At 75.1% G+C, this 25,362-nt stretch carries 19 protein-coding genes; 12 read left to right on the top strand and 7 right to left on the bottom strand.

Features of this window, described 5'->3' with window-relative positions:
* Window positions 1–11 precede the first annotated feature (11 nt).
* The 3 genes from BLP29_RS04645 to BLP29_RS04655 are packed head-to-tail and all read left to right on the top strand — an operon-like array spanning window position 12 to window position 2,120.
* A complete protein-coding gene (locus tag BLP29_RS04645; protein WP_092800165.1) occupies window positions 12–1,445 on the top strand; it encodes a GuaB1 family IMP dehydrogenase-related protein in 1,434 nt (477 codons plus the stop codon).
* Entirely contained in the window at window positions 1,442–1,789 is a 348-nt protein-coding gene (locus BLP29_RS04650) for a metallopeptidase family protein (RefSeq protein ID WP_092800168.1), read from the top strand. Before BLP29_RS04645 ends, BLP29_RS04650 begins: the two co-directional genes overlap by 4 nt.
* A gap of 7 nt (window positions 1,790–1,796) precedes the next feature.
* A complete protein-coding gene (locus BLP29_RS04655; protein WP_092800171.1) occupies window positions 1,797–2,120 on the top strand; it encodes a GroES family chaperonin in 324 nt (107 codons plus the stop codon).
* A 4-nt stretch (window positions 2,121–2,124) separates the two neighbouring features.
* Here the strand turns inward: BLP29_RS04655 and pheA are convergent, their stop codons facing one another.
* The gene (pheA, locus tag BLP29_RS04660) at window positions 2,125–3,084 is read right to left on the bottom strand and encodes a prephenate dehydratase (protein ID WP_092800174.1); all 960 of its coding nucleotides are present in this window, start codon (window positions 3,082–3,084) and stop codon (window positions 2,125–2,127) included.
* A gap of 115 nt (window positions 3,085–3,199) precedes the next feature.
* On the opposite strand from pheA, the gene BLP29_RS04665 reads away from it, so the two are divergent.
* From BLP29_RS04665 to BLP29_RS04675, 3 genes are all read left to right on the top strand, one after another.
* A complete protein-coding gene (locus tag BLP29_RS04665) occupies window positions 3,200–4,993 on the top strand; it encodes a GGDEF domain-containing protein (protein ID WP_092800177.1) in 1,794 nt (597 codons plus the stop codon).
* Window positions 4,994–5,117: 124 nt separating this feature from the next.
* Complete coding sequence (locus BLP29_RS04670; RefSeq protein WP_243469687.1) at window positions 5,118–7,895, top strand: diguanylate cyclase domain-containing protein; 2,778 nt, start codon at window positions 5,118–5,120, stop codon at window positions 7,893–7,895.
* A 217-nt stretch (window positions 7,896–8,112) separates the two neighbouring features.
* A complete protein-coding gene (locus BLP29_RS04675) occupies window positions 8,113–8,706 on the top strand; it encodes a TMEM165/GDT1 family protein (RefSeq protein WP_207798292.1) in 594 nt (197 codons plus the stop codon).
* A gap of 18 nt (window positions 8,707–8,724) precedes the next feature.
* Here BLP29_RS04675 and BLP29_RS04680 read toward each other — a convergent pair whose 3' ends face one another.
* From BLP29_RS04680 to BLP29_RS04690, 3 genes are read right to left on the bottom strand one after another with little or no spacing between them, the layout of a single operon-like run.
* Window positions 8,725–9,168, bottom strand: coding sequence for an SRPBCC family protein (locus BLP29_RS04680; RefSeq protein ID WP_092800186.1), 444 nt, complete (start codon window positions 9,166–9,168; stop codon window positions 8,725–8,727).
* 57 nt (window positions 9,169–9,225) lie between these two features.
* Window positions 9,226–9,750 (bottom strand): hypothetical protein, encoded by a 525-nt coding sequence (locus tag BLP29_RS04685; protein WP_207798293.1) that lies wholly within the window; start codon window positions 9,748–9,750, stop codon window positions 9,226–9,228.
* Entirely contained in the window at window positions 9,747–11,771 is a 2,025-nt protein-coding gene (locus BLP29_RS04690) for an NAD(+) synthase (protein WP_092800189.1), read from the bottom strand. Before BLP29_RS04690 ends, BLP29_RS04685 begins: the two co-directional genes overlap by 4 nt.
* A gap of 216 nt (window positions 11,772–11,987) precedes the next feature.
* Here BLP29_RS04690 and BLP29_RS04695 point away from each other — a divergent pair, with 216 nt between their 5' ends.
* Window positions 11,988–12,863, top strand: a complete 876-nt coding sequence (locus BLP29_RS04695; protein WP_092800192.1) for a tryptophan 2,3-dioxygenase — start codon at window positions 11,988–11,990, stop codon at window positions 12,861–12,863.
* An 88-nt stretch (window positions 12,864–12,951) separates the two neighbouring features.
* On the opposite strand, the gene BLP29_RS04700 is transcribed toward BLP29_RS04695, so the two are convergent.
* Both BLP29_RS04700 and BLP29_RS04705 read right to left on the bottom strand, forming a co-directional pair.
* Window positions 12,952–15,243 (bottom strand): HelD family protein, encoded by a 2,292-nt coding sequence (locus BLP29_RS04700; RefSeq protein ID WP_243469688.1) that lies wholly within the window; start codon window positions 15,241–15,243, stop codon window positions 12,952–12,954.
* A gap of 163 nt (window positions 15,244–15,406) precedes the next feature.
* A complete protein-coding gene (locus BLP29_RS04705; RefSeq protein ID WP_092800195.1) occupies window positions 15,407–17,167 on the bottom strand; it encodes an FAD-dependent oxidoreductase in 1,761 nt (586 codons plus the stop codon).
* Between the two features lie 98 nt (window positions 17,168–17,265).
* On the opposite strand from BLP29_RS04705, the gene BLP29_RS04710 reads away from it, so the two are divergent.
* Entirely contained in the window at window positions 17,266–18,147 is an 882-nt protein-coding gene (locus tag BLP29_RS04710) for a 3-methyladenine DNA glycosylase (protein ID WP_092800198.1), read from the top strand.
* A gap of 86 nt (window positions 18,148–18,233) precedes the next feature.
* Here BLP29_RS04710 and BLP29_RS04715 read toward each other — a convergent pair whose 3' ends face one another.
* Window positions 18,234–19,115: a haloalkane dehalogenase gene (locus BLP29_RS04715; RefSeq protein WP_092800201.1), complete on the bottom strand. Its 882-nt coding sequence runs from the start codon at window positions 19,113–19,115 to the stop codon at window positions 18,234–18,236.
* A 60-nt stretch (window positions 19,116–19,175) separates the two neighbouring features.
* Here BLP29_RS04715 and BLP29_RS04720 point away from each other — a divergent pair, with 60 nt between their 5' ends.
* The 4 genes from BLP29_RS04720 (at window position 19,176) to BLP29_RS04735 (ending at window position 25,354) form a co-directional block, all read left to right on the top strand.
* Window positions 19,176–20,198, top strand: a complete 1,023-nt coding sequence (locus BLP29_RS04720) for a hypothetical protein (RefSeq protein ID WP_133379029.1) — start codon at window positions 19,176–19,178, stop codon at window positions 20,196–20,198.
* 69 nt (window positions 20,199–20,267) lie between these two features.
* Window positions 20,268–21,029 (top strand): MerR family transcriptional regulator, encoded by a 762-nt coding sequence (locus BLP29_RS04725; protein ID WP_092800207.1) that lies wholly within the window; start codon window positions 20,268–20,270, stop codon window positions 21,027–21,029.
* Window positions 21,030–21,157: 128 nt separating this feature from the next.
* Window positions 21,158–23,446, top strand: a complete 2,289-nt coding sequence (locus tag BLP29_RS04730; protein ID WP_133379031.1) for a putative bifunctional diguanylate cyclase/phosphodiesterase — start codon at window positions 21,158–21,160, stop codon at window positions 23,444–23,446.
* Window positions 23,447–23,752: 306 nt separating this feature from the next.
* Complete coding sequence (locus tag BLP29_RS04735; protein WP_243469689.1) at window positions 23,753–25,354, top strand: methyl-accepting chemotaxis protein; 1,602 nt, start codon at window positions 23,753–23,755, stop codon at window positions 25,352–25,354.
* The last annotated feature ends 8 nt before the right edge of the window (window positions 25,355–25,362 follow it).

Raw genomic sequence — 25,362 nt, forward strand, 5'->3', positions numbered from 1 at the left:
ACCATGGGGTCATGCGGTTCCTGAACGAGCAGCGCCCGACGACCGACCTGACGTACTCCGACGTCTTCATGGTCCCCAACGACTCGACCATCGGGTCGCGGCTGGAGGTCGACCTCACGACCCCCGACCGGGTGGGGACGACGATCCCGCTCGTCGTGGCCAACATGACCGCCATCTCGGGCCGGCGCATGGCCGAGACCATCGCCCGCCGCGGTGGGCTGGCCGTCATCCCGCAGGACATCCCGGTCGACGTCGTCGGCGAGGTGCTGGGTTGGCTGAAGACCCGGCACACGGTCTACGACACCGCCATCAGCCTGCCCCCGACCGCCACCGTCGCCGAGGCGCTGCAGCTGCTCACCAAGCGCGCGCACGGGGTGCTGGTCGTGGTCGACGGCGGCCGCCCGGTCGGGGTGGTGACCGACGGCGCCTGCCAGGGGGTCGACCGGTTCACCCAGCTCTCGGAGGTCATGGCCCCCGACCCGCTGACGATCCCCGCCGGCACCGACCTGCCCAAGGTCTTCGACGTGCTCACCGACGCCCGCATCAACGCCGCCCCCGTGGTCGACGGCGACCAGCTGGTCGGCGTCATCACCCGCAAGGGCGCGCTGCGCTCGGCGCTGTACACCCCGGCGGTCAACGCGTCCGGGCAGCTGCTCACCTCCGCCGCGGTCGGCATCAACGGCGACGTGGCCGGCAAGACCGAGGCGCTGCTGGCGCACGGCGTCGACGTGCTGGTGGTCGACACTGCGCACGGGCACCAGGCCAAGGCGGTCGAGGCGGTGCGCGCGGCCCGCTCGGTGGCCGGCGACGTCCCGATCGTGGCCGGCAACGTGGTCACCGCGGCCGGCACCCGCGACCTGCTCGAGGCCGGCGCCGACGTCGCCAAGGTCGGCGTGGGCCCGGGCGCCATGTGCACCACCCGCATGATGACCGGCGTCGGCCGGCCGCAGTTCTCCGCCGTCGAGGAGTGCGCGGCCGCCGCGCGCGAGGGCGGCAAGCACGTCTGGGCCGACGGCGGCGTGCGGCACCCCCGCGACATCGCCCTCGCGCTGGCCGCGGGCGCGGCCAACGTGATGGTGGGCTCGTGGTTCGCCGGCACCTACGAGAGCGCCGGCGACGTGCACGAGGACGGCTCGGGCCGGCTGTACAAGGAGAGCTTCGGCATGGCCTCGGCCCGCGCGGTCAAGGCCCGGACGGCGTCGCAGAGCGGCTTCGAGCGGGCCCGCGCCGGGCTGTTCGAGGAGGGCATCAGCTCCTCGCGCATGTACCTGGACCCCGCGCGCCCCGGCGTCGAGGACCTCGTCGACCAGATCGTGGCCGGCGTCCGGTCCTCGTGCACCTACGCCGGCGCCCGCACCGTCGACGAGCTGCACGAGCGCGCCGTGGTGGGGGTGCAGTCGGCCGCGGGCTACGAGGAGGGCCGTCCGCTGCCCACCAGCTGGTGAGGCCCCTCCCGCTCGAGGAGTTCGAGGACCTGGTCGCCGACGCGCTCGACCAGGTGCCCGCCGAGCTCATGGCGCTGGCCGACAACGTGGTCGTGCTGGTGGAGGACCGCAACCCCGACGAGCCCTCGCTGCTGGGGCTCTACGAGGGCTACGCGCTCACCGAGCGCTCGTGGGACCTCTCGGGCCAGCTGCCCGACCGGATCATGATCTACCGCGCGGCGATCTGCGACGTCTGCGAGACCGCCGCCGAGGTGGCCCAGGAGGTCACGATCACCGTGGTGCACGAGATCGCGCACCACTTCGGCATCGGCGAGGAACGCCTGCACGAACTGGGTTGGGGATGATCTCGCAATGACGGACGACGTGCGGTTGCCGATCAAGATGCTGCACGACCGGGTGCTCGTGTCGCTCCGGAAGGACGACGGCGACCGGCGCAGCACCGGCGGCATCCTCATCCCCGCCACCGCCCAGATCGCCAAGCGCCTGGTGTGGGGCGAGGCCCGCGGGGTCGGTGCGCACGTGCGGCAGATCAAGGTCGGCGACCAGGTGCTGTTCTCCCCCGACGACCAGCACGAGGTCGAGGTGCACGGCGAGGACCTGCTGATCCTGCGCGAGCGCGACGTCCACGCGGTGGCAGCGCAGCGCATCGAGGAGACCGGCGGCCTCTACCTCTGACCGCTCAGCCGCCCGCGCCGGCCCGCAACCGGTCCACCCACGCCTGGGCCGCACCGAACGCCCCGTCGGCCAGCGGCGCGGGCACCGGCGCGGCCGCCCGACCGTCGGCGCGGGGGTAGGAGCCCAGGAAGCGCACCTCGTCGCACAGCCGGTGCAGCGCCACCAGGGCGTCGCCGACCCGGGCGTCGGCCAGGTGGCCCTCGCAGTCGAAGGTGAACGAGTAGACGCCCAGCCGCTGCCGGGTGGGGCGGGAGTCCAGCCGCGTGAGGTTCAGCCCGCGCGAGGCGAGGACGGTCAGCAGGTCCAGCAGCGCGCCGGTGCGGTCGGGCACCGAGCAGGTCACCGTCGTGCGGTCGGCCCCGGTCGGGGCGGGCAGCCGGCCGGGCCGCTCGACCTGGACGAAGCGGGTGACCGCCCCGGGGGTGTCGGCCAGCCGGCGGGCGGTGACGTGGAGGCCGTAGCGCTCGGCGGCGAGCTCGGGGCACACGGCCGCGTCCGGTGCGCCGGGGGCCGCCTCGGCGACCAGCCGGGCGGCGTCCGCGGTCGACGCCGCGGCCACGACCTCGGCGCCCGGGAGGTGCTCGGCCACCCACCCGCGGGTCTGGGCCAGCGCGTGCGGGTGGCTGGCCACCCGGGTGACCTCCCCCGGGGCGAGCCCGGGGCGCACGCCGAGCACGAAGTCGACCTCGAGGAAGACCTCGCGGGTGATCAGCAGCGGCTCGCCGGCGGCCAGGCCGTCGACGGTCGGGGAGACCGAACCCTCGACCGAGTTCTCCAGCGGCACGACGGCGGCGTCGACCTCGCCGGCCCGCACGAGGGCCAGCGCGGCGGGCACGCTGGGGGCCGGCACCGAGCCCCCCTCGGAGGGGGTGCCGAGACTGTGGAGGGCCGCTTCGGTGAAGGTACCCTCGGGCCCCAGAAAGGCGAACCTCGTCGGGGTCGGCCGCACAGGTTGATCGTGCATCCGGCGAGGGTAGTGCGGCCGGGTCGGGCGTGGTGTCCGCCCCGGGGGGAGCTGCCTCGCCACCCGTTCGACGACGGCGCCGCGTGCCCGTCGTCCACCAGGTGAGGAGGACCGCGTGACCACCGGCAGCCCGGCTCTCCTCGACGAGGCTGCCCTCTCCCGTGCGCGCTGGGCCCTGCTCGACGCCAGCGACCGCGAGGACCCCCGCGCGTTCACCGACCGGCTCACCGCGGTCGAGGACGCCCTGGCGGCCGGCGAGGCACCGCGGTGGCTGGCCTGGTCGCACGCGTTCACCGCCCGCCGCCAGCTCATCGAGCACGACAGCACCGGCGCCGGCCACCACGTCACCGCCGCCCGGGCCGCCCTCGAGGACGCCCCGGCCGACGCCGAGCGCGCCCTGCTGCTGGCCTACCTGGCCCACCTCGAGGCCACCGGCGACCGCTTCGAGGCCGCGCTGCACCTGGCCGTCGACGCCAGCCTGCTCACCGACCAGGTGCCGGCCGACGCCCCCAGCCGCGAGCTGCACCAGGCCCACCACTGGCTGTCCCTGGCCCTCACCCACCTCGACCTCGAGGAGCTGGCGGTCGCCCAGGCGCTGCGCGGGCACCGGGTCGCCGCCGAGCTCGACGACGACGCGGCCCGCTGGCAGCTGCTGCGGCTGTGCGCCCAGCAGCACGCCGAGCTGGCGCAGACCGTGCACCGGCGGGGCGACGACGTCCGCGCCGCCCGGCTGGCCGCGGTGGCGCTGCGGTGCTCGTTCACCGCGACCGACGCCGCCGCCGGCTGCGACTACGAGCCCCCCGACGACGAGGCCGACCTGCTCGCGGTGGTGCACGGCTGGGCGCTGACCCTGACCGGCGACGTCGAGGACACGCTGCCGGCCCTGCGGCGGGTGCGCGACCGCATCGCCGCCGAGGGCAGCCCGTGGCTGCGCGGCTACGCCGACCTGGCGCTCTCGCGCCTGCTCTCGCGCATCGCCGGCCCGCCCGACGCGCTGGGCGCCGAGGCCGACGAGGCCGCCGACCTGCTCTACGCCGCCGCGAACGCGTTCGCCGGCGCCGGTGACCGGCGCCGCTACCGCCAGTGCCTGCTCGAGCTGGGCCAGACCACGGCGGCCCTGGGCCGGGCGACGGAGGCGCTGCGGTGGCTCGAGGCCTACCGCACCGAGACCGCGCGCGCCCACCACGGCAGCCGCGAGCTGTGGGCCGAGATGTTCGTGCGGCGCAGCCGGCTGCGCGAGGCCGAGCGGCAGAACGCGCTCATGCGCCGGCACGCCCTCGAGGACCCGCTCACCGGTCTGGGCAACCGCCGCAGCGCCGAGCGCCGGCTCGCCGAGCTCGACCCGGCGTCGAGCCCCGTGGCGTTGGCCGTCGTGGACATCGACCGGTTCAAGACCGTGAACGACGCCCACTCCCACCTGCACGGCGACGCGGTGCTGCGCCAGCTGGCCGACCTGCTGCGGCAGCACTGCCGCACCGGCGACGAGGTCTACCGCTGGGCCGGCGACGAGTTCGTGGTGGTGCTGCCCGGCGCACAGGAGGCCCAGGCGGTCGTGGCCATGGAGCGGGTGCGGGCCGCGGTCGTGGCCTGCGACTGGCCGGCCCTGGGGCTGCGCGCGGCGGTCACGGTCAGCATCGGCATCGCCGTCTCCTCCCCGGGGGCGCCGCGCACCTGGCGCCAGCTGTTCGACGACGCCGACCTCAACCTCTTCGCCGCCAAGCGGGCCGGCCGCGACACGGTGGCCACCGCGGCCGACGGCGGTCCGGCGGGCTCCCCGGCCGGACCGCACACCTCGGTCGACGACCTGGTCGTCGAACTGCTCGGGGCCCGGTCGGCGCGCACCCCGGGCTGGGCGTTCGAGCCCGAGGACGCCGATCCCGGCGACGAACCCGCGGGCGCCGACTCGTGAGGCCCGCGGGGCCACCGGGGCGCACGGGACCCGTGGGACACCCGTGACCCGGCGCAGCCCCCGCCCCCGGCGTGCCACCGACGGAACACGTGACAGAACGGGTCCACCCGGGCACAGTGCGCTCGTGCCACCGGGAATCCTGCACGAGCAGGTCAGCACCGCGCTGGCCAACTGGCACCTCGACGCCGCCGAGTCGCTGCTCGCCGACGTCGACGCCGACCCCACCCCGGGCGTCGCGCCCGGCGCTCCGCTCACCTCGCTGAGCCGGGCGTGGTCGGACACGCTGCGCGCCGAGCTGCTGGTGCGCCGGCTGCGCCAGGCGGGCCTCACGCTGCTCGGCGACCCGATCGACGAGTCCGGGGCCGCCGCGCAGCTGCAGACCACCGACGACGGCGCCCGCTCGGAGTCCGCCGCCCAGGCCGCCGCCGCGATCGCGCTGGTGCGGTCGGCCCGGGCCGCCTTCGACGCCACCGACGACGAGCTGCAGCGGGCCGCGGGCCTGGCGCGGCACGCCCGCATCGAGCTGCTCTCCCGCCGGGTCGACGCCGCGATGGACGAGGCGGTCGAGGCCGCCAGCCTGCTCGACCCCGCCCTGGCGCCCAGCCCGCTGCTCGTGCACACCCTCGGCGCGCTCTCCGGGGTGCTGGCCGACCTCGAGCTGATGCCGCTGGCCCTGGACTACCAGCGCCGCGCCCACCACACCGCCCTGCGGCTGGCCGAGGACGACCCGGGCCGCGGCTCCCTCGGCCTGGTCGGCGACAGCGCCGCCCGGCTGGCCGCGCTGTGCGCCGAGGTCGGCGAGGGGCTGCTGGACGACGGCAGCAGCTCCGACGCCGACCCGCACTTCGCCGAGGCCCGGGCGCTGGCCGAGGAGACCCTCGCCGGACTGCCCGACGACGACCCGCACCGGCCCACCGCCGAGGTCGTGCTGGGCTCGGCGCAGGTCGGGCTGGGCGAGCACGCCGAGGCCGTCACCACCCTGACCCGGGTCGTCGGCTCGCTGCCGGCCGACCAGGACCGCGCCCTGCTGGCCTCGGCCGAGCTGGCCCTGGGCCGGGCACTGCGCCGGCAGGACCGCGGCACCGACGCCGACGACCACCTCGCCCGCGCCCTCGCACTGGCCACCGAGCACGGGCTCCCCCGCCTGCGCCGGGCGGCGCTGCGCGAGCTGTGCACGCTGCACGCCGACCTCGACGACGCCGTCCGGGCACTGCCCTACCTGCAGGCCTACCTGGCCGACGAGCTCGACCGGGTCGACGAGCGCCGCACCCGCTGGGTCGAGCTGTTCGGCCGGCGCAAGAGCCTGCTGGAGACCGAGCGGGCCGCCGGCCAGCTGCGCCGCCAGGCCTACGAGGACCCGCTGACCCACCTGCCCAACAGGCGCTACGCCGAGGGCCGCCTCGACGGCCTGCTGGCCGCCGGCAGCGCCCCCGCCCTCGCCGTCGTGGACATCGACCACTTCAAGTCGATCAACGACCAGGCCGGCCACCCCGGCGGCGACGCCGTGCTGCGCGCGGTCGCCCAGCTGCTGGTCGACGGCGTGCGCGACACCGACGAGGTCTGCCGCTGGGCCGGCGACGAGTTCGTGATCCTGCTGCCGGACACCACCGCCGAGCAGGGCGAGCGGGCCATGGAGCGCATCCGGGCCTCCATCGCCACCAACGACTGGTCGGCGCTGGGCGTCGACGTCCCCGTCACGATCAGCGTGGGCATCGCCTCCGCCGCCCGCGGCGACGACCGGCGCACCCTGTTCGCCGCGGCCGACGGCGTCCTCTACGACGCCAAGCGCAGCGGCCGCGACCGGGTCGTGCGGCTGTCCGGGGTCACCCAGACCCGGGCCGAGGACGGCGGGGTGGACGACGCCCCCGCGCCCGTCGCCCCGGTGCTGGAGGGCGAGCTGCTCGACCTCGACACGGCCCCCGTCGGTGACACCTCGTCGCCGTCCGGTGCGGATACCGTCACCGACGTGCACCCGCAGCGCTCCGTCGACGACCCCGCCGCCCGCACGGCTCGGCCGACCGACGTCCTGTTCGGCGGCCCGCGCGACGTGCCCGCCCCGCGTGTCGACGACGACCACCGCAGCTCCCGCGAGGGCGAGCGCGACGGGGTCGACGCCCCGGGTGCGGACGCCGCCGGTGGTTTCGGCCGCCTGCTCGTCGAGCCCGTGCCCGCGCCCGGTGGACCCCGTCCGCAGGGCGGCGGGCGGGTCGTCGGCCCGGCCACCCGCGACGACGGGGCCGGCGAGGGTGCTCTCGACGCCGAGGCCCAGCCGCCCGCCACCCGCACGGCCACGACCCCCGGGCCCGACGTCGTCCGGGGCGCCGGGCGCAGCACCGAGCAGGTGCTGGCCCTGGTCCGCGAGGCCCGTCGCGACCACCCGGACCGGCCCGCCGTCGTGGTCGGCGCCAGCGCCGACACCCTGGTGGCCCTGGCCAGCGAGCACGACGCCTACACGACGATGGACCACGCGGCGATGGCCGCGGCGGTCGGCCCGGTGCCCGAGCCGCGCGGGCGGGTCGCGGTGCTGAGCGCCGGCGCCGCCGACGCCGCGGTGGCCGCCGAGGCCGCGTTCGTCGCCCGGGTCGGCGGCGCCGGCACCGTGCGGGTCGACGACGTCTCCGGGTCCCGGCTGCGCGGTCTGCTGGCCGACGGCTCGCTGCTGGCCGACGTCGACTGCGTGGTGGTCGTGGCCGGGCTCGACGCGGCGCTGGCCTCCACCGTCGCCGGGCTCACCGACGCCCCGGTCGTCGCCGTCCCGACCTCGACCGGCCAGGCCGGCGGGTTCGGCGGCATGGGGGCCCTGCTCACGATGCTGAACTCCAGCACGGCCGGGGTCGTGGTCTCCCCCGTCGACGACGGCCACGCCGCCGGGGTGGTGGCGGCGCGCATCGCCCGCCGCTGACCCCACCCTCCGGGGAGTCGGCTATCCTTCCCCGCGGAGAAGGGGAGTAGCCCCCCGTCCGCTGGTCGACATGCTGGTGCCGTGCGCACCCGGTCAGCGGGTCCGGCCCCGGCCGGATGGGCGAGACCTTCGACTGGAGCAGCCCATCCGTGGCGCTGCCGGTCGGAGGCTGCGCACGCCCACCGCCCGGCCGTGCCGAGCACAGAAGAGAGCCCCCGTGGTCCTGTCGGTCATCGCCGCCGCCTTCATCCTGATCCTCCCGGTCGAGCTGCCGGACAAGACGCTGTTCGCGACCCTCATCCTGGCCACCCGGTTCGCGCCGCTGCCGGTGTTCGTCGGCGTGGGCACCGCGTTCGCCGTCCAGTCGGCCATCGCGGTCACCGCCGGCTCGCTGCTGTCGCTGCTGCCCCCGGCGGTGGTCAGCGGCGTCGTCGCGGCGCTGTTCCTGGTCGGCGCCGTGCTGCTGTGGCGCAGCGCCACCGACGGGCCCGAGGACGGCGGCGAGGCGGCCGACGAGCGCGAGCAGGTGCCCTTCCTCAAGGCCGCCGCGATCTCGTTCGGCGTGCTCTTCGCCGCCGAGTGGGGCGACCTGTCGCAGCTGGCCACCGCCGGCCTGGCCGCCCGCTACGACGCCCCGCTCTCGGTGTTCCTCGGGTCGTGGGCCGCGCTGCTGGTCGTCTCGGGCCTGGCCGTCTTCCTGGGCAAGAAGCTCGCCGACCGGCTGCCCATCACCCTGATCCGGCGCGTGGCGGCCGGGTTGTTCCTGGTCTTCGCGGTCATCGCCGTGGTGGAGACGGTGCGGGCGCTCTGACCCCGGGCCACCCGGTGGCTACTGCGGGGCGGTGCGCCGCTCGACGACGGCGGCCAACCGGTTCAGCGCCTCGGTGTTGCGGTGCCGCAGCAGCGCCTCCGACACCGGGTTGTGCACCCACTTCCCGGGCCCGCTGACCGGCGTCTCGCTCATGGTGACCCGGGTGCCGCCGTCCTCGCTGCGCAGGTCGAGCTCGACCCGGGCCGACCCCAGCGGCCGCCCCTTGGCCAGCAGCACCAGCCGGCTGGCCGGCTTCGAGACCTCGACGACGGCTTCGTCGTCGAGGGTGACCGGCCAGGTGCCCTGGCTGTGGTGCAGCTTCGCCCCGGCGGCCGGCCACGCTGCGTCGACGGCGCGGACGGTGGCGGTGCTCACCACCCACTGGCTGTAGGTGAAGCCGTCGGCGAGGACGTCCCAGACGGCGGTGGGTGCGGCATCGACGTGCCGGGAGACGGTGGCCATCCGCCCATCGTGCTCGGGCACCGGGGGGTACCGCATGGGCAGCGGCGCTTACGCGGGTCAGGGGGTCAGGCGTTCGCGCAGCCCCACGGCCAGCCCCTCGACGGTGAGCCGGTCGGCCGCGCCGCCGAGCACCCGGGCGGCCCTGCGGTGCCGCACCCCGGCCAGCCGCAGCCGCAGCCGCACCCGGGTGCCCGCGCCCTGCTCGTGCAGCACGATCGCCCACGTCAGGCGGACGTGACCGCGGGTCGAGCGGTGCACGAGCACGTGCGGCGGGGTCATCGTGTGCGCGGTGAAGGTGGCGTGCCGGCCGCCCCAGTCGGGGATGGTGTCGCCGACCGCCAACCCCAGGAGGGCGGGGTCGAGGTGCCGCAGGCCGCGCCGGGCGCGCGGCACCACGGCCTCGACCCAGCGGGGCAGGTAGTAGCCGCCGCGACGCTTGCCCAGCTGCACGAACCACGGCCACACCTGCGCCGGCGGTGCGGGCAGGTCGAAGGCGGTGTCCATGACGACGTCGGCGTCGGGCACGACGTCGTCCCCGGGCAGGACGGCGGCCCGCTCGGCCGCCGTCGGTCGCGCACTCACCCCGGCACGTTCGCGCGCAGCTCGGCCAGCCAGAGCGCGGCCGAGCCGTCCGACGGCGCCCGCCAGTCGCCGCGCGGGCTCAGCGAGCCGCCGGCGCTGACCTTCGGGCCGTTGGGCATCGCCGAGCGCTTGAACTGGCTGAACCCGAAGAAGCGCTGGCAGAAGACCTCGAGCCAGCGCTTGATCTCGGGCAGGTCGTAGGCGACCTTCTTGGCCTCCGGGTGGGCGTGCGGCCAGTCGCCGGCGGCGGCGTCGTGCCAGGCGTGCCACGCGAGGAAGGCGATCTTGCTCGGCCGGAAGCCGTAGCGCAGCACGTGGAAGAGCGTGAAGTCCTGCAGCGCGTAGGGGCCGACGCTGGCCTCGGTGGACTGCGCGGTCTCCCCCGGCACCAGCTCGGGGCTGATCTCGGTGTCGACGATCGACTGCAGGGTGGCGCCGACCTCGTCGTCGAACTGCTCGGTGGCGATGACCCAGCGGATGAGGTGCTGGATGAACGTCTTCGGGATGCCGCCGTTGACGTTGTAGTGGCTCATCTGGTCGCCCACGCCGTAGGTGGACCACCCCAGCGCGAGCTCGCTGAGGTCGCCGGTGCCCAGCACGATGCCGCCGCGCTGGTTGGCGATCCGGAACAGGTAGTCGGTGCGCAGGCCGGCCTGCACGTTCTCGAAGGTGACGTCGTAGACGGGCTCGCCCGACCCGGCGGGGTGGCCCATGTTCTGCAGCATCAGCGTCGCGGTGGGCTGGATGTCCAGCTCCGCGGCGGTCACGCCGAGGGCGCGCATGAGGTCCCAGGCGTTGCCCTTGGTGTGGTCGCTGGTGGCGAAGCCGGGCATGGTGAAGGCGAGGACGTCGCTGCGCGGCCGCCCCGCCTTGTCCATCACCTGGGCGGCGACGATCAGGGCGTGGGTGGAGTCCAGCCCGCCGCTCACGCCGATGACGATCTTCGGGTCGCCGATGGCCGACAGGCGCTGGGCCAGGCCGGCGACCTGGATGTTGTAGGCCTCGTAGCAGTCCTGCTCGAGACGGGCGTCGTCGCTGGGCACGAACGGGAACCGCTCGAGCTCGCGGCGCAGGCCGAGGTCGGCGTCCGGCGGGTCGAGGGTGAACTCGACGGTGCGCACCTGCGGGTCGTGGTGGCGGCGGTTGTCGTCGAAGGTGCCCATCCGGGCCCGCTCCTGGCGGAGCAGGTCGAGGTCGACGTCGGCCACCGCCCGGCGGTCGCCGTCGGGGAAGCGGTCGGTCTCGGCGAGCAGGACGCCGTTCTCGTAGACCAGCGTCTGGCCGTCCCAGGACAGGTCGGTGGTCGACTCGCCCTCGCCGGCGGCGGCGTAGACGTAGGCGGCCAGGCAGCGGCTGGACGCCGACCGGACGAGCAGGCGACGGTCCTCGGCCCGGCCCACGGTGATCGGCGACCCGGACAGGTTGACCAGCACGGTCGCGCCGGCGAGCGCGGCCTCGGCGGACGGCGGGATCGGCACCCACATGTCCTCGCAGACCTCGGCGTGCAGCACGAGCCCCGGGACGTCGGTGGCGGCGAAGAGCAGGTCGGGGCCGAACGGGACCTTCTGGCCGCCGACGGTGATCTCCCCGCCGGCCTGGTCGTCGCCGGGGGCGAGCTGGCGGCGCTCGTAGAACTCGCGGTAGGTGGGCAGGTAGGACTTGGGCGCGACGCCGAGCACCCGCCCCCGGTGGACCACGACCGCGCAGTTGTAGATGCGGTTGCGGTGCCGGAGGGGGGCGCCGACGACGAGCACCGGGAGCAGGTCCCGCGACCCCTCGACCAGCGTCTGCAGCGCGGTCTCGACGGCGTCCAGCAAGGGGTCCTGGAGCAGCAGGTCGTCGATCGAGTAGCCCGACAGCGTGAGCTCCGGGAACACCGCGACGGCGACGCCCTCGTCGGAGCAGGCCCGGGCCTGGCGCAGCACGGACTCGGCGTTCGCCGCCGGGTCGGCCAGGGCGGTGCGCTGCGTGCACGCGGCCACCCGCGCGAACCCGTGCCGGTAGAGCGAGGTGAACCCCATGGTGATCAGTGTCCCGCGCCCGCCGCCCGCCGTCCTGCCGCCCTCCCCCGGCGGGGTGGCGCAGCGATGATCAGGGGGGGTGCACCATCGTCCGTCCCGGAGGCGACCTGGTGCACGTCGGTTGCGGGGTTCTTGCCCCCTCCCTGGGTCCGCAGGGGACGAGAAGCCCGCAACCGGCATGCATCGACGTGCACTCGCCTGGTGCACGATGCGGGCATGAGCGAGCACGCGGGCGAGCGGCCCATCGAGGCGGGGATCCGGACCGATCTGCGGGACACGATGAGCTACGGGGGCTACCTCGACCTCGACCGGCTGCTCTCGGCACAGCACCCGGTCAGCGTCCCCGAGCACCACGACGAGCTGCTGTTCATCATCCAGCACCAGACCACCGAGCTCTGGTTCAAGCTGGTGCTGCACGAGCTGCGGGCGGTGCGCGCGAACCTCGACGCCGACGACCCCGCACGTGCACGCAAGGGCCTGGCCCGGGTCAAGCACATCTTCCGCACCCTGGCCGAGCAGTGGTCGGTGCTGGCCACCCTCACCCCCAGCGAGTACGCCGAGTTCCGCGGGTCGCTGGGCAGCTCGTCGGGCTTCCAGTCGCACCAGTACCGCGCCGTCGAGTTCATCCTCGGCAACAAGAACGCCGGCATGCTGACGGTCTTCGACGCCGACCCCGCCGCCCGCGCCGTGCTCGCCGAGCTGCTGGACTCCCCCACCGTCTACGACGCGTTCCTGCGCCACCTCGCCCGCCAGGGCCACGCCGTCCCCGACGAGGTGCTGCACCGCGACGTCCGGCAGGCCTGGACGATGCACGAGCACCTGGTCCCTGTGGTCCGCCGCATCTACGACGACACCGAGACGCACTGGGCCGACTACGCCACCTGCGAGGACCTCGTCGACATCGAGGACGCCTTCCAGTTCTGGCGGTTCCGGCACCTGCGCACCGTGCAGCGCACCATCGGCTTCACCACCGGCACCGGGGGCTCGTCCGGCGCGTCCTTCCTCCGCCGCGCCCTGGACCTCACCTTCTTCCCCGAGCTCTACGAGGTCCGCACCGGCATCGGCGCCTCCGCCACCCCTCCTCGCAGGTGATCATGGGGTTGTGCACACCGGACACGCACTGGTCGGCGCGGCGACGGCCACAACCCCATGATCATCGGGGCAGGAGGCGGCGAGGGCCTCAGTCGGTGAGGCGGCGCAGGCTGTCCGGGAGGTCCTCGGTGTGCAGCACGGCCAGGCGCTGGGTCGCACGGGTCAGCGCGACGTAGAGGTCCGAATCGCCACGCACGCCCTCGCTCAGCACCGCGGCCGGCTCCACCAGCACCACCGAGTCGAACTCCAGGCCCTTCGCCTCGGCCGGGCGCAGCAGCACCGGGCCGGCCGAGGAGTCCGCGTCCGCCCCCGCGGTCGCGTCGGGCAGAGCGGCCACCGCGCCGTCGAACAGCGACGGCGGCACGATCACCGCCGTCGTCCCGCCCTTGCCGGCGAGGTCGGCGGTGACCTCGGCGACCCGGTCCAGCAGGTCGGACGCCGCCACCCGCTCCGCACGGGGCTGCTCGCCGCTGCTGCGCACCGACCGCGGCGCCTCCAGCGACGACCCGGACGCCGCCAGCACGTCGGCGGCGACCTCCATGATCTCGGTCGGGGTGCGGTAGTTCACCGTCAGCACCGCCTGCCGCCACTGCGTGCGGGCGTGCGGGGTCAGCACCTCGCTCCAGCTCATGGCCCCGCCGAGGGTCCCGGTCTGCGCCAGGTCGCCCACCACGGTCATCGACAGCGTCGGGCACTTGCGGGCCAGCACCCGCCACGCCATCGCCGACAGCTCCTGCGCCTCGTCGACCACCACGTGCCCGAACGTCCAGGTGCGGTCGGCGGCGGCCCGCTCGGCGGTGGAGCGGTAGTCGGCCTCGTCGGTGCGCGCGGCCAGGCCCTCGGCGTCCAGGAGGTCGCCGGCCATCAGCTCCTCGGACTCCTCGTCGTCGTCCGCGTCGTGCGAGCGCGAGCCGTGCAGCAGGTCCAGCACCCGCTGGGCCTCGTCGACCCCGGCCTGGCGCCGGCGCGCCGCGGCGGCCCGGTCGGCGGAGTCGTCGACGCCGAGCAGCTCGTCGGCCTCCTCCAGCAGCGGGACGTCGGAGACCGTCCACGGCGCATCGGCGTCGCGCAGCAGCAGGGCACGGTCGGCCTCTGAGAGCGCGCGCCCGGCCCGGGCCAGCCGGTCGGGTGAGCTGAACAGGTCGCGCAGCAGCTCCTCGGGGGTGAGCAGCGGCCACAGCTCCTCGACCAGGTCGACCACCGCGGGCTCGCCGGCGATCTCGCGGCGCAGGGCACGCCGGTCCTCGGCGTCGAGCAGGTTCTCCCCGCCGCGGACGTCGGAGCCCAGCCGGTCGGCCAGCCGCTGCGCGATCAGGTCGACCAGGCCGCGGTAGAACGCGGGCCGGGCCAGGTTGTGCAGCCGCGACGCCCGCCGCGCCTGGGTGCGCACCCGGGCGATGTCGCCGGCCCGCAGCCGGATGCGCTCGCGGTCCACCACGATCTCCCGGGTGCCGCGCAGGAAGGCCTGCCGGTCCTTCACGGCGTTCGCGACCACCTCGGCCATGGCCAACCGGCCCTTGACCTCGGCGGTGGCCGGGTCGTCGGTGACCGTCGTCGACAGGCCCGGGCGCAGCTGCCCCAGCCCGGCCATGACCACGCCGGTCTCGCCGAGGGCGGGCAGCACGTCGGCGATGTAGCGCAGGAACGTCGGGGTGGGCCCGACGACGAGCAGGCCGCTGCGGGCCAGCCGGTCGCGGTGCGTGTAGAGCAGGTAGGCCGCGCGGTGCAGCGCGACCGCGGTCTTGCCGGTGCCCGGCCCGCCCTGCACGACGAGGATGCCGCGGGCGTCGGAGCGGATGATCGCGTCCTGCTCGGCCTGGATGGTGCGCACGATGTCGGTCATGCGGCCGGTGCGCTCGGCGGTCAGCGCACGCAGCAGCGCAGCCTCGCCGGTCAGACCGCGGTCGTCGACCTCCTCGCCCTCGGCGAGCACCAGCACCTCGTCGTCGACGCCGGTCACCCGCCGGCCCAGGGTGCGGATGTGCCGGCGCCGGGCGATGCCCTCGGGCCGGAACGGCGTGGCCGTGTAGAACGGCCGGCTGGCCGGTGCCCGCCAGTCCACCAGCGCCGGGTCGCCGCCGGGGTCGTCGGCGGGCAGCCCGGTGCGCCCCACGTACAGCGGCTGCGGGTTCTCCTCCCGGTCGAGGCGGCCCAGCACCAGCCCGGCCTCGGCGGCGTCGAGCTGGACGATGCGGGTGCCGTGGAACCGGACCGCGGCCTCCTTCTCCCCCATCGCCTGCGGGTTGTCCACCAACGGCGCCGAGATGGCCTGCTGGCGGCGGGTCACGGCCAGCTCGCGGGCGGCGTCGAGGCGGGCGTACAGCCCGGTGACGTGCTCCTGCTCCTCGTGGATCGCCTGCTCGGTGGTGCTGCTCGACACGTACGGGGCTCCTCGGGTGGGGCGGGCCCGACAACGGTAGTCGCCGAACCTCCCGATCGGTGATCACCGCGCGCCGAGAGCGCCAGCACCTCGCCGAGGCAGGGGATCCCTTCCACCACGACCAGCGGCCCCCAGTGGTGGAAGGGATCCCTTGCCTCGGGCGTCAGGAGGCGCGCGCCCGGCCGAGGACGGCGTCCAGCGCGCCGGCCAGCCACGCCCGGGCGTCCGGCCCGGGGGCCTCGAGGTGGCGGGCGGCGACGTAGCAGTCGGGGCGGACCAGCAGCACGCCGCCGTCGGCGATCTCGCGCAGGTCGGCCCAGGTGCCGTACGGGTCGTCGACCGGCAGCCCCGGCCCGATGGCGACCGGCGTGATCTCGAGACCCCGCTCGGCGCCCAGCGCGGCGGCGGCCTCCAGCCACGCCTCGCCGCCCACGCCGGTGACGACGGCGAAGCGCCCGTGCCCGACCAGGTCGAGCGTGGACACCTCGCGCCCGCCGTCGCGGGTCACCCAGGCGTGCGGCAGCTTGGCACCGGGCCAGGTGGTGGGCCGGGCGTAGAGCTGGTGGTCGCGCTCGTAGGGCGGCATCGGCGTGCCGTCGGGCACCACGGCGCCCGAGGCGTAGCGCTGGTTGTGCTCGACGCCGTGCGCGTCGAACTCGTAGGCCTTGTAGGCGATGGCCTCCCGGACGGCGGCACGCACCTTGTCGCCCTCGGGCCCCGGGGCACGGCGCAGCGCGAGCTGGCGCTCGAGGGCCTCGGTGTCGGTGGTGTCGGTGAGCTCGAGCGCGGCCATGATCCGGCCGGTGTCCGCGATCGACTGGTTCGCCCGCTCGACCACCTGCCGGGCGATCGGGGCCCGCTCGGCGTCGTAGGACTCCAGCAGCGCCGGGTCCGCCGTCCCGGCGATGACGTGGGCGAGCTTCCAGGCCAGGTTGTAGCTGTCCTGGATGGAGGTGTTGGAGCCCAGGCCGTTGGTCGGCGGGTGCCGGTGCACGGCGTCGCCGGCGCAGAGCACGCGACCCTTCGCGATCGTGGTGGCGAAGTGGTGGTTGACCGTCCACGGCGAGCCCGAGAGGACCTCCATCTCGAAGTCGTCGCTGCCCACCAGCCCGACGGCCAGCTCGCGGACGAACTCGTCGGACAGCTCGGGCGGGCCGTCGGCGACCGCGTAGCCCCACATGATCATCCACTCGGTCCAGGGCTTGATCATGCGGAGCACGCCCAGGCCGACGCCCTCCTTCTCGGCCCCCGGCTGCAGCATCCAGTAGAGGACCGAGGGCCGGTGCGCGACCAGGTGGGTGAGGTCGGCCCTGAACACGATGCCCAGCGCGCCGCCCACCGCGCCGGGGCCCTCGTAGGGCAGCTCGAGGTCAGCGGCGACCTTCGAGCGGGCGCCGTCGGCGCCGACCAGGTAGCGCGAGCGGATCTCGTACTCCAGGCCGCTGAGCCGGTCGCGCACGGTGGTGGTGACGCCCTCGTCGTCCTGCACGTGCCGCAGGTACTCGGTGTCGAACCGCACGGTGGCGCCGCGGTCCTGGGCGGCCTTCACCATGACCGGTTCGGTGATGGTCTGCGGGGCGTCGAGCATCGTGCACGGGCTGGCCAGCTGGTAGTCGGCGTGCCGGGCGGGGTCGGTGCCCCACGACGGGATGCGACCCAGCTCCTCACCGGCCAGCGAGGTGCAGAAGGTCGTCGTCCCCATGAGCTCCCACGGGGTGGCCAGCGCCATGAGGGTGTCCTCGACGCCCATGTCGCGCAGGGTCTCCAGCGCCCGCTGGTTGGTGATGTGCGCCCGCGGGTCCTGGGAGAGCTTCGAGTACTTGGTGACGACGACGACGCGGGTGCCGTAGCTGGCCAGGAACAGGGCGGCGGAGGCGCCGGCGGGGCCGGTCCCCACCACCAGGACGTCGGTCTCCACGGGCACGGGGCACTCCTCGTCGGGGGCTGGTGACCGCGGTCACGGTCTGCAGCCGACACTGGTTGAACGTTCGACCACTGTCAAGGCGGACCTAGGCTGGGCCGGTGACCGTGCTCGACCCCGCCGACGCCGCCGCCCGCGCGGCCGCGCACCGCGACCGGCTGCTGACCTGGGTGGGGCCGCACCTCGAGCGCCGGCAGCGGCACGAGGCGCACCCGGTGCTCGACTTCCTGTTCACCTACTACTCCGAACAGCCGGCCCGCCTGCTGCGGTGGCACGCCGGCGTCGGGCAATCGGTCACCGGCGAGCTCGCGGAGGAGCGGCTGGGCTGGCCGCTGTACGCACGGCTGCCCGACGGCTCGGTCGGGCTCGACGTCGACGCGTTCCGCGCCAAGCGGGGGACGTCGGCCGGCTGGGTCGCCGGGTTGCTGGGCGCCACCGCCGGGCGGGCCGGGCAGTTCGGCTGCTTCGGGCTGCACGAGTGGGCGATGGTGCACCGAGCGGCGCCGCGGCACGACGCCGTCCCGCTGCGGCTGGGTTCGGTGGGTACCGACGCCGTCGTCGAGTCGCACCGGCTGCAGTGCACGCACATCGACGCCTACCGGTTCTTCACCCCCACCGCGGCGCCGCGCAACGCGCTCACCCCCACCCGCGACACCCAGGCCGAGCTCGAGCAGCCGGGCTGCCTGCACGCCGGCATGGACCTCTACAAGTGGGCCTACAAGCTGGCCCCCGCGGTGCCCGGCGAACTGCTGGCCGACTGCTTCGAGCTGGCGGTGGACATCCGGGTGCTCGACATGCGCGCCAGCCCCTACGACCTCGCCGACCACGGCTACGACCCCGTGCCGATCGAGACGGCGGCGGGCAAGGCCGAGTACGCGTCGGCCCAGCGGGCGTTCGCGGCGCGCGGCCAGGCGCTGCGCGCACGCCTGCTCGCCGTCTGCGACGCCGTCCTGGCCCCCGCGGGAGCACCTGCCCCCGGTTGATCATCGGCAGGTGGCTGCCCGCCACGCCGTCGGTGACGACCACCCGCCGATGATCGACCCACGGGGCGGGGCGGGGCACCCGTGGGTCAGGTCAGGCCGCGCAGCCAGCCGGCGATCGCCGTCCCCAGCTCGTCGGGGCTGTCCTCGGGGACGAAGTGGTTGCCCGGCACCTGGACCTCGGTCAGGTTCGGCCAGCGGCGCACCAGGTTGCGCTGGCGGCCGACCAGGATCGAGCCCGGGTCGGCGTCGACGAACAGCTTCGGGACGTCGGAGGACGCCAGCCACTCGCCGTAGGCGTCGACGGCGGTGTGCACGTCCGGCGGCACGTGCTCGATCGGGATGTTGCGCGGCCACTCCAGCGTCGGCCAGCGGCTCTCGGGCGTCGGGTAGGGCGCCCGGTAGCGGTCGTGCGCCTCCGGGGTCAGCCCGCGTAGCGTGGACGCCGGGAGGATCCGCTCGACGAAGGTGTTGCGCTCGAGCACCAGCTCCTCGCCGCGGTCCGAGCGCATGCCCTGGAACACGCCCTTGGCCGCGCGCGGCCAGTCGGCCCACAGCAGCGGCGTCACGATGGTCTCGGTGAACGCGATCGCCCGCACCCGGTCGGGGTTCTTGCGGGCCCAGTCGAAGCCCAGCGCGCCGCCCCAGTCGTGCAGCACCAGGGTCACCCGCTCGGTGGCCTGCACCTCGTCGAGCAGGTCGGCGAGGAACTCGGCGTGGGTGGCGAAGGAGTAGGTGCCGCGCTGCGGGTCGGGCAGCTTGTCGGACTCGCCCATGCCGATGAGGTCCGGCGCGATGCACCGGCCCAGGCCGGCCAGGTGCGGGATGACGTTGCGCCACAGGTAGGACGACGTCGGGTTGCCGTGCAGGAACACGACCGGATCGCCCTCGCCGGTGTCGACGTAGGCCATCTCGTGCCCGCGGATGCGCACCCGCGAGCGGGGGTACCGGTCCTCCGGCGACACCGTCATCACCCGATCCTGCTCCGCACCGGCCCCGGTCCGCGACTCGGCTGTGCCAGGGTGCTGCTCGTGACCGAGCAGACCCGCGGGACCGCCGCCCGCCGCACCCCGCGTCGCCGCGTCCTCGTGCTGGCCGGGGTGGTCGTCGTCGCGCTCGCCCTGGGCGGGTGGGTCCTGGGCCAGCGGGCTGACCCCCGGGACCTCGTCGTCGACTACCTCGACGCGATCGCCGCCGGCGACGTCGAGGCGGCGAACGCGCTGGCCACCGACGGCGTCTTCACCGGCACCGGCCTGCCCGAGCCCGGTACGACCGACGACGCGGACCTGATCAGCGGTGTCCGGGTCGGGGACGACGGCCGCGACACCCACGTCTCCCCCTACTCGGGCCCGGACTACGACGCGCTGGGCTACGAGGTCACCTACGAGCTCGCCGGGGAACGGGTGTCGGACACCGTCTACGTCGAACGGACCGGCGGCTCGTGGCTGCGGCCGGAGTGGCGGATCCGGGGGTCGCTCGCCCAACCGGCCCGCCTGTCGGTGCTCCAGCCCCTGCAGGAGGTCGACGTGGTGGTGGGGTCGACCGCCATCACCACGAGCGCCGGCACCACCGTGACCGAGGTGCCCCTGTACCCCGGCACCTACCGGGTGGTGCCCGACCCCGAGGCGCCCGTCGTCCTGGACACCCAGGAGGTGACCGTCGACGAGGACGGGCCGTTCCTGCTCCTGGAGGCCTCGCCCGAGCAGCTCCGCGCCGGGGCGGAGGCGGACCTGCTCGCGGCCGCCGCCGAGGACCTCGACCTGTGCACCGTCCTGGCCGACGACGACCTCGTCTGCGACGACGGCGCGTTCGCCTCCCCCGACGGCACCGCGGGCCGGGTCACCTGGCGGGTCGAGGGCGACGTCGTGCTGGACCAGGAGCCGCGCTCCGGCCAGACCTGGCGCACCACCGCGACAGTCGTCGCGAGCTGGACCGATCCCGACGGCAGCGCCCGCGAGCAGCGGTTCGACCTCGAGGGCCAGGCCTCCGTCCGCGCGGTCACCCCCGACGGCGTCCAGGTCGTCGCGGGCTGGACCGACTCCACCGACACCTGATCGGGGAAAGCCCTTGACCCTGACGCGACGTCAGGCACTTCCATCGGTCTCGTCGAGGAGGCAGAAGGCATGAGCCACACGGTGGGGGAACTGGCCGCGCTGGCCGGGGTGACGGTGCGCACGCTGCACCACTACGACCGGATCGGGTTGCTGACCCCGTCCGGCCGCACCTCGGCCGGCTACCGCGTCTACGAGCTGTCCGACGTGGACCGGCTGCAGCAGGTGCTGGTCTACCGCGGGCTCGGCTTCGGCCTCGAGGAGATCGGATCGCTGCTGGACGACCCGGACGTCGACGCGGGTGAGCACCTGCGCCGGCAGCACCAGCTGCTCCTGGAGCAGCGGGACCGGACCGACCGCATGGTGGCGGCCGTCGAGAAGGAGATGGAGGCACTGGACATGGGCACACCCATGACCCCGCAGGAGAAGCTCGAGGTGTTCGGCGACTGGCTGCCCGAGGAGTACGCCGACGAGGCGGAGCAGCGCTGGGGCGACACCACCGAGTGGTCGCAGTCCCAGGCCCGCACCGCGGCCTACTCCAAGCAGGACTGGCTGGACATCAAGGCCGAGACCGACGACCTCGAGCGGCGGCTGGCGGCCGCGCTGGCCGAGGGGGCGCCGGCCGACGGCGAGCGCGCGATGGACCTGGCCGAGGAGCACCGGCAGCACATCAGCCGCCGGTTCTACGACTGCAGCCACGAGCTGCACGCCTGCCTGGGCCGGATGTACACCGACGACGAGCGGTTCACCGCGTACTACGAGGGCATCGCGCCCGGTCTCGCGGCGTACCTGTCGACGGCCTGCCAGGCCAACGCCGCCCGCCACGCCGCCTAGCGACGCCCGGTCGTCCTCCCCCGTGCGGGGTGGAACGGCACGGTACCGGTCAGGTCGGGCCGGCGGGCCGCCGAGAACGGTCGGACGAGCGGCACCCCCGCCGCTCGTCCGACCGCTGACAGGTGACGATGAGCCGGCTCCCCCGTCACGACCCGGTGCTGGCCGCCCTGGGCGCGGCCGCGGGGGTGCTCGCCGCGTGGTTCGTGCTCGCCGTCGGCACCACGGGCGCCGGCACCTGGCGCGTCGTGGTCGACGTCCTGGTGCTGGCCGTCGTGCACGGGGTCGCCGTCGTGGTGACCCTGACCCGGCGGCGCCCCGACCTCCCGGGCGGGCGCACCCGGGTGGTGCTGGCCGGTGGGCTGGTCGCCCTGGGCGTCGCCGCGGTCGGCGCGCGGCTGCTGCCGGTCGGCGGGCCCAGCACCCTCGGCTGGCTGCTCCCGGCCGGCCACCTGCTGGGCCAGCTCTGCCTCGCCGCCGTCCTGGTCTGGCTGGTGCGGCGCGTGCACGGCCGGCTGCTGGGGTCGGCGCTGGCCCTCGACGCGGCGAGCGCCGCCCTGGCCATCGCCGCCGTCGCCGGCACCGTGGTGTGGATCGGGCTCGACGAGCGGCAGCCCGTGGCCACCGTCGTCGCCGTCCTGCTGCTCACGGCGTGCGACGTCGCGCTCGTGGCCGGCTCCGCGGCCCTGTTCTCCGCGCTGCGGCCCGGTCGCACGGGCGGGGTCGCCCTGCTCCTGGTCGGCACCGTGCTGGTGCTGGCGGCCGACCTGGTCAACGGCTACACCCTGCACCGCGACGGCAGGATCGCCACCCCGCCCGCCGCCGCGCTGAGCGCGGCGGCCTGCCTGGCGCTGGCCTGGGCCACCGACCGGTCGGTGCGCACCCGCGACCGGCTGCTGACCACCGCCGACCGGCTCGACGCCCGGTCGCACCTCATCCCGTTCTCCAGCGGTGGCGCCATCCTGCTCGCCGTGTACGTCGCCGACACCCGGCTCGACGTGCAGCAGTGGCTCGTCCCCGCCCTGCTCGGGGGCTGCGGCAGCCTCGCCCTCGTGGGCATCCGGTTCCACCTCGTCCTCCAGGTGGCCCGCGACGCGCTCGCCCAGCTCGCCGACGCCCGCACCGATCCGCTCACCGGGCTGCTGAACCGGCGCGGGCTCGGTGCGGCGCTGGACCGCTGGTCGGCCGCGGGTGACCCGGTGACCTTGCTGGCGCTGGACCTCGACGGGTTCCGCCGGGTCAACGAGGAGGCCGGCCACGAGACCGGCGACGAGGTGCTGCGCCGGGTGGCCACGCGCCTGGCCCGGCTGGCCGGGCCGGGCACCGTGGCCGCCCGCATCGACGGCGACGACTTCGCCCTGGCCTTCCCGGGCACCGACCCCACCCGCGCCGACCTGCTGGCCAGCGAGGCGCGTGCGCAGCTCGGTCGCCCGTTCGACGTCGGCCAGCACCGGTTGCACCTCACGGTCAACGTCGGGACGGCGGTGAGCCACGGGGTGGCCGACGAGCCCGGCATGACCGACGGCCTGCTGCGCTGCGCGGACCAGGCGCTGGCCCAGGCGCAGGCCAGCACGAGCGGCCGCGCCGTGCACGACCCCGCCCGCTGCGGCCGCACCCAGGACGCCGGCCTGCTCACCGGGGTCGCCGACCTGCACGCCGCCCTGGCAGCCGAGGACCAGCTGCTGCTGCACTTCCAGCCCCAGCACCGCATCGTCGGGCACGGCACCGGCTCGACCGCGACCGTGGTGGGCTGCGAGGCCCTGCTGCGGTGGGCCCACCCCACCCGCGGCCTGCTCGGCCCGGCCGAGGTGCTGCGGGCCGCCGAGCACGGGCACCTCAGCGCTGCCGTCGCCGAGCGGGTGCTCGACCTCGCCCTCGGTGCCGTGGCGAGCTGGTGGGACTCCCGCGAGGTCCCCGTCGCGGTCAACCTCAGCCCGGTCGACCTGGACGACGAACTGCTGCCGCACCGCATCACCGGTGCCCTGGACCGGCACGGGCTGCCGGCCCGGGCGCTCACCGTGGAGGTCGTCGAGGACACCCTCATGCTCGACCCCGACCGGGCGCTGCAGACGCTCACCGCGCTGCGGTCGATCGGCGTGCGCATCGCGGTCGACGACTACGGCACCGGCTACAGCTCGCTCGCCTACCTGCACCGGCTGCCCATCGACGAGGTCAAGTTCGACCGCTCGCTCACCGCGGGGATCTCGAAGGACGCCGCGGCCGCCGTGATCGTGGGGCACAGCATCCGGCTGGCGCACGACCTGGGGCTCTCGGCGCTGGCCGAGGGCATCGAGGAACCGGCCGACCTCGAGCTGCTGGCCCGGCTGGGCTGCGACGCCGTGCAGGGCTGGTTGACCGGCTACCCGCTGCCCGTGCAGGGCTGGGTCACCACGCTCGACCTCGGCGCAGCCACCCGCTGACCTCATCGGGGCGCGGTCACCCGACCCGGCCGTGTCGTCAGGTCGACATCCCGGCCGTGGCCCCACCGGTCGGAGGGAGCTGACCACAGCCGGCACCCGACGGCATACGGCCAGCTCAGCAGTTCACACATCGGGAACACGTCCGTCACGCGCCCACCATCGGCGTTCCGATCCCGGACGGCTCGGATCCGGCACCGGAGGGAGACGCAACGCTTTCTCGGCGCTGAGCTACAGGTTGTGGCGCAGTCGGCCGTTGTGGGCGGCAACGAGCGCTCCGGCTCAGAACGACGACGATTGGTCATCCCTGTGCGCAACCCCGTGAACACCTGGTCGGTCCCCGTGCGCCTGGGGGTCGGGTTCGGCACCGCCGCCCTCGCCCTCGGCACCATCGGGCTCTCCAGCGCCGTCATGTTCGGCCACGTCGGCACCACGACGGTGCAGAGCAACCACACCCGCGAACTGGCCTCGCTGGCCGCCGAGGCCAAGTACGCCGCCGCCGACTGGAACGGCTGGCAGACCGCCTACGCCCTCGACGCCAACCTCGGCCGCGACCTCGCCTCGTCCGACAGCTCGCACCAGCACTTCGTGGACGCCGCCGACACCCTCGACGGGTTGCTGGGCCGGCTCGCCGCCGCGGACGGGCTGACCGCCGACGAGACGGCCCAGGTCGCCTCCGCACAGGCTGCCTTCGCCGACTTCATGGACACCGACCAGCGGGTCTACGCGGCCTACCAGCTGGGCACCCCCGAGGGCGTCGAGCAGGCGAACGGGCTCGTCCTGGGCGAGGAGATCCAGCACTACTCCGCGGTGGCCGCAGCGACCGCCTCGGTCGCGGGGAGCATCGACGCCCGCAGCGCCTCGACGGTGGCCGCGGCGGCCGACACCGGCCGGGCCGTGGCCATCACCGTCGCACTGGTCGCCTTCGTGGTGCTGGCCGTGGTCGGCGTGGTGGTCACCCGCAGCATCACCCGCCCCCTGACCCGGGTGGTCCAGGCGCTGGAGGCGGTCGCCGGCGGTGACCTCACCACCCGGGTGCCGTACACCTCCGGCGGCGAGCTCGGGCGCCTGGAGTCCTCGCTGAACGAGTCGGCCGCGGCCGTGGGCTCCGTCATCGCGACCGTCGCCACCTCGGCCGACGCGGTGGCGGCCTCCAGCGAGGAGCTGTCGGCCTCGGCGGCGCAGATCTCGGCGTCCTCGGAGGAGACCAGCGTGCAGTCCACGGTCGTCTCCGGCGCCGCGGACGAGGTGTCCCGGTCGGTCGCGACGGTCGCGGCCGGGGCCGAGGAGATGTCGGCGTCGATCCGGGAGATCGCGCAGAACGCCAACGAGGCCGCCCGGGTCGCCGCCGACGCGGTCAGCGAGGCGGAGGCGACGAACCAAACGATCCAGAAGCTGGGGTTGAGCTCGAAGGAGATCGGTGACGTGGTCAAGGTGATCACGAGCATCGCCGAGCAGACCAACCTGCTGGCGCTCAACGCGACCATCGAGGCCGCCCGTGCCGGTGAGGCGGGCAAGGGCTTCGCGGTCGTCGCGAACGAGGTCAAGGAGCTGGCCCAGGAGACCGCCCGGGCCACCGAGGACATCGCCCGCCGCGTCGAGGCCATCCAGGCCGACACCACCGGCGCGGTCGAGGCCATCGGCCGGATCGGCACCGTGATCGGGCAGATCAACGACTACCAGCTCACCATCGCCTCCGCGGTCGAGGAGCAGACGGCCACCACCAACGAGATGTCCCGGTCGGTGGCCGAGGCCGCCGGCGGCACCACCGAGATCGCCGCCAACATCACCGGCGTCTCCGGCGCCGCGGACGCCACCACCCAGGCCCTGTCCCAGACCAGGGTGGCCGTGGACGAGCTGTCCCGGATGGCCACCGACCTGCGCACCACGGTCGGCCGCTTCACCTGCTGAGCAGGATG

Source organism: Klenkia marina (assembly GCF_900101025.1).
Classification (GTDB): domain Bacteria; phylum Actinomycetota; class Actinomycetes; order Mycobacteriales; family Geodermatophilaceae; genus Klenkia; species Klenkia marina.

Bases quoted from the DNA above. Each gene is read 5' to 3' on its own strand.
- BLP29_RS04730 (WP_133379031.1), top strand. From the start codon at position 21,158: ATGAGCCGGCTCCCCCGTCACGACCCGGTGCTGGCCGCCCTGGGCGCG.
- BLP29_RS04645 (WP_092800165.1), top strand. From the start codon at position 12: ATGCGGTTCCTGAACGAGCAGCGCCCGACGACCGACCTGACGTACTCC.
- BLP29_RS04690 (WP_092800189.1), bottom strand. From the start codon at position 11,771: ATGGGGTTCACCTCGCTCTACCGGCACGGGTTCGCGCGGGTGGCCGCG.
- pheA (WP_092800174.1), bottom strand. From the start codon at position 3,084: ATGCACGATCAACCTGTGCGGCCGACCCCGACGAGGTTCGCCTTTCTG.
- BLP29_RS04715 (WP_092800201.1), bottom strand. From the start codon at position 19,115: ATGACGGTGTCGCCGGAGGACCGGTACCCCCGCTCGCGGGTGCGCATC.
- BLP29_RS04680 (WP_092800186.1), bottom strand. From the start codon at position 9,168: ATGGCCACCGTCTCCCGGCACGTCGATGCCGCACCCACCGCCGTCTGG.
- BLP29_RS04695 (WP_092800192.1), top strand. From the start codon at position 11,988: ATGAGCGAGCACGCGGGCGAGCGGCCCATCGAGGCGGGGATCCGGACC.
- BLP29_RS04655 (WP_092800171.1), top strand. From the start codon at position 1,797: ATGACGGACGACGTGCGGTTGCCGATCAAGATGCTGCACGACCGGGTG.
- BLP29_RS04725 (WP_092800207.1), top strand. From the start codon at position 20,268: ATGAGCCACACGGTGGGGGAACTGGCCGCGCTGGCCGGGGTGACGGTG.